Origin of the sequence: Sphingomonas sp., assembly GCF_035490575.1 — a bacterium.
GTDB lineage: Bacteria > Pseudomonadota > Alphaproteobacteria > Sphingomonadales > Sphingomonadaceae > Sphingomonas.
The window spans coordinates 1-8,070 of the sequence record NZ_DATJLI010000121.1 but is presented as its reverse complement, the minus strand read 5'-3'; the positions used below and the strand labels follow the sequence as shown (position 1 = coordinate 8,070).

The following is an 8,070-nucleotide window of genomic DNA, read 5'->3' as shown; positions in this document are numbered from 1 at the left end:
GATTCAACCAGTTGGACGGTAATGTCGCGCTGATCCCGCCTTGCCGCCGCCGCGATCCGTGCTGCGGCAATCCAGCCGGCCGATCCGCCGCCGACGATGACGATGTCCCGAATGTCGCCGTCGTCGCTTCTGCTCGCCATCTAATCTCTCCCAATCGACGGCACATATCTTGTATATTGACGCGCGAAATAATTCTTTTAATCCGACAAATGCGATACCACCGCCAAAAAGCTGATGACAAGTCAGTATGACAGGGAGGATTATTATGCGAGCCGAGGCTTTTCGCATAACGCTGTTCCGCACGACGGCCATGGCCGTGTTCTCACTTGCTTCGATCGCGACAAACCCGGCGACCGCGCAGGACCTGCCCGCCGATCAGGCCGCGGCCGGTCAGCCGGTCGAGGACATCGTCGTGACCGGCATCCGCAGCAGCATCGAATCCGCCGCCGCGCAAAAGCGGGACGCCTCGGGCATCCTCGATGCGATCTCGTCCGAGGATCTGGGCAAGTTCCCCGACGCCAATGTCGCCGAGTCGCTACAGCGCATTCCCGGCGTCGCGATCGACCGTAACAATGGCGAGGGGCAGTCGGTCACGGTCCGCGGGCTTGGGCCGACCTTCAACACCGTGCTGTTCAACGGCCGCAGCTTTGCCTCCGACAATTACAACCGCGCCTTTTCGTTCGACCTGATCCCGGCGGAGCTGATAAGCGGCGCTCAGGTCTACAAGAGCGCGCAGGCCCCCCTGCAGGGCGGCGGCATCGGCGCGACGATCAATATCGAAACGCCGCGCCCGCTGGACCTGCGCGGGTTCAAGGGCGTGTTCACGGGCAAGGCGCTGTATGAAAAGAACAGCGACCGTTTCACGCCGCAATTGTTCGGCCTGCTCAGCGACACCTTTGGCGATGGCGAATTCGGCGTGCTGGCATCGGTTTCGTATCAGCGCCGTATCGCGTCGATCGACCGGATCAGCACCGACGGCTATATCCCGCGCACGACCGTCGGTCCCAACGACGCACCGCTGTTCACCAATGTCTATGCGCCGCGCAATCAGGACATCAACAATACCCGCGACGACCGCACGCGTCTGGGCGCGACGCTGGTGGCGCAATGGGCGCCGACCGACGAACTGACCTTCACCGTCGACGGCCTGTATAACCGCTTCGAGAGCGAGCAGCGCACGCGGGGTCTTGGCAGCTGGTTCGAACCGTCGAACTATACCGATGCGACGATCGACGACAATCGCACGATCACATCGCTGACGACCAACGGCAACGCCGATTTCATCGCATCGGGCAGCGTGCGCGAAACAACGACCTATCAGGTGGGGTTCAACACCGAATGGCGGCCCAGCGACCAGGTCCGCATGACGTTCGACGCCACATGGTCGCGCGCGCGCAACGACGGCGGTGGACGGTCATTCTTCACGGTGATCGGCGTGCCGACCCGATATTCGTTCGCGGGCGCGCAGGGTGGCGGGTTGCCGTCGACCTTCGGCTATGACGAAGGCGCGCTCACCGATCCGGCGCGCGGCCTGACGCATATCGCGGGCATTAACGGCAACGACGTGACCGAACGCGTCAACGAACAGCGCTGGAACACCGAATGGGATCCGGGGTTCGAGGGGGTCAGCAAGATCCGATTCGGCGTGATGCGGACGATGCGCGACAAATCCAACGTGCCGATCACCTCGGACCCGAATATCGGCTGCACCTATTGCGGCTATCCGATCGCCGCCGATCCGGGGCTGTTGTCGCCCTTCACCGTCAGTTCCTTTGCCGGTTCGGACGTGCCGCGCACCTTCCTGACCTATGACGCGAACGCCTATTTCGACTTCCTGACCAGCCCGGCAGCGACGTCGGCGCTGGACGTCGCGCGCGGTCAGCCGGTGGGCACGACGGCAGCGCTGTTTGCGTCGACAAATGGCTATGCCGTTTCGGAACAGCCATCGGCCCGCGTCCGCGAAGTCGTTTATGCCAGCTATGCCGATGTCGATCTGGAAAGCGAGATCGCGGGCATGCCGCTGTTCGTCAATATCGGCGGGCGGTATGAATATACCGAGTTGAACAGTGCCGGTCAGCAGCTCCAGTTGACCGACCTGCTGCCGGTCACGGGCGATCCCACGACCTATAACGGCGTATTCGCAAATGGCCGGGAAGCCGTGCCGATCACGCAGCGTTCGAGCTACAGCAACTTCCTGCCCGCAGCGAACATCCGCCTGAACCTGACCGAACGGTTCCAGGCGCGCTTTGCGGCTTATCGCACGCTGACCCGTCCCGCGATCGGCGATCTGGCACCAAGCCTGAATTACGACACGTTGCGGCCCGCGACGCTGACCGCCAGTGGCGGCAACCCGTCGCTGCGGCCTTATCGCGCGGACAATCTCGACTTTTCGCTCGAATGGTATCCCACGCGCACGACCACGGTATCGGCGGCGGTGTTCTATAAAAAGGTCGACGACTTCATCGTCCAGAGCTTCGCCGACGAGGTGTTCCCGATCGCGAATGCGGGCAATCTGCCGGTCGGCGGGCTGATCGTCGCACCGAACGCCGCACAGTTCAGCGTCCGGCGTCCGCGTAATGCCGAATCGCTCGAAATCCGCGGACTCGAACTCAACCTCGTCCATACGCTCGACTGGGCGCCCGGCGTGCTCAGCGGCTTCGGCTTGCAGGCAAATGCCACGTTCGTCGAAACCGATCGCGAATTCGACGTGACGCAGACGGTTCAGTCCTTTGCCGCCGAAGGGATCGGCAATTCCCAGAACGCGACGCTATTCTACGAAAAATACGGCCTCTCCGCGCGCATCGCCTATAACCGGCGCGAACGCTTCCTTCAGACGCTGGCCGGCGGCCCCGGCAACGAGCCGGTGTTCGTGCGGAATTACGGCCAGTTCGACGGCAGCATTGCCTATGACATCACGCCGTTCGCCCAGGTCTTTGTCGAAGGCACCAATTTGTTCAATGCCCAGTATATCACCACCGGGCGCTTCGATAATCAGGTGCTGACGTATCAGAACTTCGGACCGCGATATGATGCGGGGGTCCGCTTCTCCTTCTAGAAGCGGTCGACCGATAATGGGGGCGCCGGATCCGCACAGCGGTGACGGTGTCCCACTGCCAGCGAATGAACAGGGAGATGAGCGGTGAAGGGGCAACTCGCGATTGCGGCGACGATGCTGGCGGGGGTGGCGATGCCGGTGCTCGCCCAGAATGCGATTCAGGTCGCCCCGGTCCAGGTCGATTTCAGTCGCCCCGACTGGGAAAATCCCACCATCCATGCACGCGGCAAATTGCCCGCACGGTCCACGGCCTTTCCCTTTGAAAGCCGCGACATGGCGATCGCCGGGGACACCCGGCAATCGCGGCGGTTCCTCGACCTGAACGGCACCTGGCAATTCCATTTCAGCCCGTCGGTCGACGGCGCGCCCCAGGGTTTCGAGCGGCCGGACTATGATGCGTCGGGATGGAAGACCATCGCCGTGCCCGCAATGTGGCAGGCCAAGGGCTTTGGACAGCCCAAATACAACAACATCACCTACCCCTTCCCCGCCAACCGCCCGCTGGTGCCGCATGACGACAATGAAACCGGCTCCTACCGCCGCGATTTCGACGTTCCGGCGCAATGGGCGGGGGAACGGATCGTCCTGCATATCGGTGCCGCCGGTTCGGCCTATCGCATCTGGGTGAACGGACAGGAAGTCGGCTATTCCGAAGACTCCAAGCTGCCGTCCGAGTTCGACGTGTCACGCCACGTCCGCCCCGGCCGCAACATCGTCGCGATCCGCGTCCACCGCTGGTCCGACGGCTCCTATCTGGAGGATCAGGATTTCTGGCGCGTCTCCGGGATCGAACGCGATGTCTATCTGATCGCCGAACCGCAGGCGGGCATCCGCGATCACTGGATCAAGGCCGGTCTGGACGACGATTACCGGGGCGGCACGCTGCGCGCCGAACTGGCGGTCGCCGCGTCGGATCAGCCCCGCACCGCGCGCATCACGCTGTTCGACGGCGACCGCGAAGTGCTGACGCGCAGCACCGCCGTGCGCGCGGGCGGCGCGCGCGACGTCGTGCTTTCGGCACCGGCGCCCGATGTGCGGGCATGGTCGGCCGAGACGCCGAACCTTTACCGCGTCGTGACCGAACTGCTGGATGCCGATGGCCGCGTCATTCAGGCGATGTCCGATCGCGTCGGCTTTCGCACGGTCGAGATCAAGGACGGCCTGGTTCAGGTCAACGGACGCCCGATCACCATTCGCGGCGTCAATCGCCACGAACATGATCCAGAGACGTTTCACGTCATTTCCGAAGCATCGATGCGCCGCGACCTTGAACTGATGAAGCGCGCCAATATCAACGCGCTTCGTACGTCGCATTATCCCAACGATCCGCGGCTTTACGCGCTTGCCGACGAGATCGGCCTCTACATCATGGACGAGGCCAATATCGAGAGCCACATGTATATGGAGGCCGGCAACCGCGCGCCCGAAGACAGGGCGAAGTGGCAGATCGGCTTCGACCCGGCGTGGAAGGACGCGCATGTCAGCCGGGTCATGAACATGGTCGAGCGCGACAAGAACCATCCCTCGATCATCTTCTGGTCGCTGGGCAACGAAGCGGGCATCGGTCCCAATTTCGAAGCCGCCGCCGCCGCCATCCGGCGTCGCGATCCGGGTCGCCTGATTTCCTATCTGGGCTGGGGCACGCTCGATTGGGAACACCAGCCAAACACCTTTGTCGACATTTACGCACCGATGTATGACGACATCGAAAAGATGGCCGACTGGGCCAACGATCCGTTGCGAAAACAGCCCATGATTCAGTGCGAATATGCCCATATGCAGGGCAATTCGGGCGGCAATTTCAAGGATTACTGGGATACGATCTATGCCCATCCGCACAAGTTGCAGGGCGGGTTCATCTGGGACTGGGTCGACCAGTCAATGTATCGCTATACCACGGATGGCCGGCGCTATTGGGGAACAGGCGGCGAATACGGACCCAATCCGGGCGGCGATATCGAATTCGGCGACGGCATGATCCAGCCGGATCGCACGCCGAACCCGCATTATTACGAAGTGCGAAAGGTGTATGCGCCGATCCAGTTCGACGCATTCGACGCGGCATCGGGCCGCGTCACCGTCCGCAATCGCCATGACTTCCGTGACCTGTCGGGCTTCGATTTCGAATGGGAAGTCATCGAGGACGGCGTGCGCGTCGCCAACGGGCGCCTGCCCGGCCTCACCACCGCCGCCCGCGCGACCGAGGCGATTTCGCTGCCCCTGTCGGGCGTGCCCCGGCGCGACGACGCCGAATATTTCGTGACCGTTCGTGCCGTGGCAAAGGCCGGTTCAGTGCCGCTGGTCCCCGCCGGCCATGTCGTGGCGTGGGAGCAATTCGCGATCGGCAGCGCGCCGACGCAGCGCGCGGCGGTGGCAACCGGCGGCCGGGTGACGCTGGCCCAGAAGGCGGACGAGGTCAGCCTTTCTGCGGCGGGCACGACGCTGACGATCGATCGCGAAACGGGGCTTGTCACGCGATATGGACAGGCAGGCGGCACGCTGATTGCCGGTGGCGGCGCCAATTTCCATCGCGCGCCCACCGACAATGATTTGGCCAACGGCAATTACGACGACGCGGCGCACTGGCGCGCGCTGGTTCGCGACACGCGCGTGCGCTCGATCACCACCGAACGACAGGGCGGCGGTGCGAATGTCCGGGTCGAACACGCGATGGGCGCCGGCGCGGCGCGTTTCGTCACGACCTATCGCATGGCGGGTGACGGTTCGGTCGCGGTCACGGGCGTCTTTACCCCGCTCAAGAGCGATCTCGCACCGCCCCCGCGGATCGGCATGGCCTTTACCCTGCCCCAGGCGATGAAAACCGTCGCATGGTATGGGCGCGGTCCGCATGAAAGCTATGTCGATCGCAAGACGTCGGCGCCCGTCGGATTGTGGCGCGGGCCGGTTGCGGCACAGAACCACGATTACATGCGGCCACAGGATACCGGCAACAAGGTCGACGTGCGCTGGATGGAATTGTCGGGCAACGACCGGGGCATCCGCGTCGAGGCCGAAGCACCGCTGATGATGCAGGCGCTGGCATTCCCCTATAGCGACCTCGACCGCCGCCCGCCGGGCAGCTGGAACTCGGCCGATATCGTCTCCCACGATCACGTCACGCTCAATATCGACGCCGCGCAATGGGGTGTCGGCGGCGACACAACGTGGAGCCATGTGGGCCAGCCGCACATGAAATATCGCACGAAGCTGGCCGAAACCCGGATCGCGTTCACGTTGACGCCGTTCACGGGCCAGGGCACCCATGCCGACCAGGCGACCCCGGCGGCTGCGACACGGGACGAGTGATCGGGCCGTTGAACGCCGTGACGATGTCGGCCGGAATGCCGGGCCGCGACGGCGTCGCGCGTTGTCAGACAAATGCCCGACCAGCCCCGCTCGTCTTGGTTTTTCCCGACGTTCGGCGCATAGCGGTGCAACGCTGGCGAAAAGATCGCGCAATCGAATGACCAGAACCGTGCGGCGCGAGCCGTCTCACGTCAGGATCGCCAAGCAGCTCGGCGTCGCCATCGTGACCGGCGAGTTGCCCTCGGGGTCATTTCTGCCGGGCGAGATCGAATTGTCCGGCCAGTTCGACGTGTCGCGCAGCGTGATGCGCGAATCGCTTCGTATCCTGGTCTCCAAGGGCCTGCTCCAAAGCCGCCCCAAAGCCGGAACCCATGTCACCGCCCGGCGCGACTGGAACCTGCTCGACCCCACCCTCCTGTTCTGGATGTTCGAAGGGGTGCCGCCGCGATCGTTCGTGCGCGACCTGTTTCAGCTTCGCATGATCGTGGAACCCGCCGCTGCCGAACTTGCGGCAGGCGCGCGCACGGCGCGTCAATTGTCGCACATGGGCCATGCGCTTGAACGGATGGGCGAGCTGGGCCTGAGGGACGAAGCGGGTCAGTTGGCCGATCGTGACTTTCACGACGGCCTGCTCCAGGCGACGCACAACGAATTGCTCGTCAATCTGTCGGCCAGCATCGCCGCGGCGGTGCATTGGACGACCTATTTCAAATATCGCAGCAATCGCACTTATTCCGACCCGATGCCGCTTCACCGCAACCTTTACGAAGCGATCGCCGACAGGGACGGGCCTGCCGCCAGAGCGTCCGCCACGGCGCTGATCGATCAGGCGCGAATCGACACCGAAGCCGCGCTTTCGCCGCCATGATGATCGCGTTCGCGGATTGACCCGGCGACGGGCGTATCCATAAAGTCAGACATGTTCCGCAACCGTGTCATTGCACGCGCGGCCTGACCCGAGGAGAGCGTCGATGCGGAATGCAATCGCATTGTTGGCCGCGCTGGCCTTTCCCGCAGCGATAACCGCGCAAGCGCCGACGCCAGCGTCCATGACCGAACCGACGGTTGAAATCGCGTTGTCCGCCGATGTCGAAAATCCGGCCACCACGTTCGAAGGCTGGGGCACCGCGCTTGCATGGTTTGCGAACGTCACGGGCGGCTGGCCGGAACGTGATCGCAACCGGCTGGCGGATCTGCTCTATGGCCCTGACGGACTGGGTTGGACGATCGCGCGCTACAATATCGGTGGCGGCGCCGCACCGGGCGCAAAACCACTAAGCCAGCCCGGCGCGAATATCGCCGGTTTCTGGCGCAACCCGAATGGTGCGGCTGGCCGCGACTGGTGGCGCGCCGACGATCCGGCGATGTGGGACTGGTCGCGTGATCGCAACCAGCGCTGGTGGCTCGACGCCATTCGCGCGCGTGTCCCCGAACCCATATTCGAAGCCTTCTCCAATTCGCCACCCTGGTTCATGACGATTTCCGGCGAGGTTTCCGGTGCGCGGGACGCGAACAGCGACAATCTGCGGCCCGGATATGAGGGCCGGTTCGCGGACTATCTGGCGATCGCCACGCGTGAGCTTCAGCGTCGGCATCGGATCCGCTTCCGCACGCTGTCGCCGGTCAACGAACCGCTGACCGATTACTGGTATGCCGGCAACCGGCAGGAAGGCGCGCATTGGAGCGTCGGGCGGCAGGCGGCGATGATC

At 63.7% G+C, this 8,070-nt stretch carries 5 protein-coding genes; 4 read left to right on the top strand and 1 reads right to left on the bottom strand.

Annotated elements, in window-relative coordinates:
• The coding region (locus VL973_RS09225) for a tryptophan 7-halogenase (RefSeq protein ID WP_325283730.1) at positions 1-140 on the bottom strand (140 nt) is incomplete at its 3' end.
• A 125-nt stretch (positions 141-265) separates the two neighbouring features.
• Between VL973_RS09225 and VL973_RS09220 the strand changes: the two genes are divergently transcribed.
• The 4 genes from VL973_RS09220 to VL973_RS09205 all read left to right on the top strand — a co-directional run.
• Positions 266-3,055, top strand: coding sequence for a TonB-dependent receptor (locus VL973_RS09220; protein ID WP_325283728.1), 2,790 nt, complete (start codon positions 266-268; stop codon positions 3,053-3,055).
• 84 nt (positions 3,056-3,139) lie between these two features.
• Entirely contained in the window at positions 3,140-6,361 is a 3,222-nt protein-coding gene (locus VL973_RS09215; protein ID WP_414712224.1) for a glycoside hydrolase family 2 TIM barrel-domain containing protein, read from the top strand.
• Positions 6,362-6,518: 157 nt separating this feature from the next.
• Positions 6,519-7,229, top strand: a complete 711-nt coding sequence (locus VL973_RS09210) for a FadR/GntR family transcriptional regulator (RefSeq protein WP_325283727.1) — start codon at positions 6,519-6,521, stop codon at positions 7,227-7,229.
• A 181-nt stretch (positions 7,230-7,410) separates the two neighbouring features.
• Positions 7,411-8,070 (top strand): glycoside hydrolase (locus tag VL973_RS09205; RefSeq protein WP_325283726.1); only part of this gene is annotated, 660 nt, incomplete at its 3' end.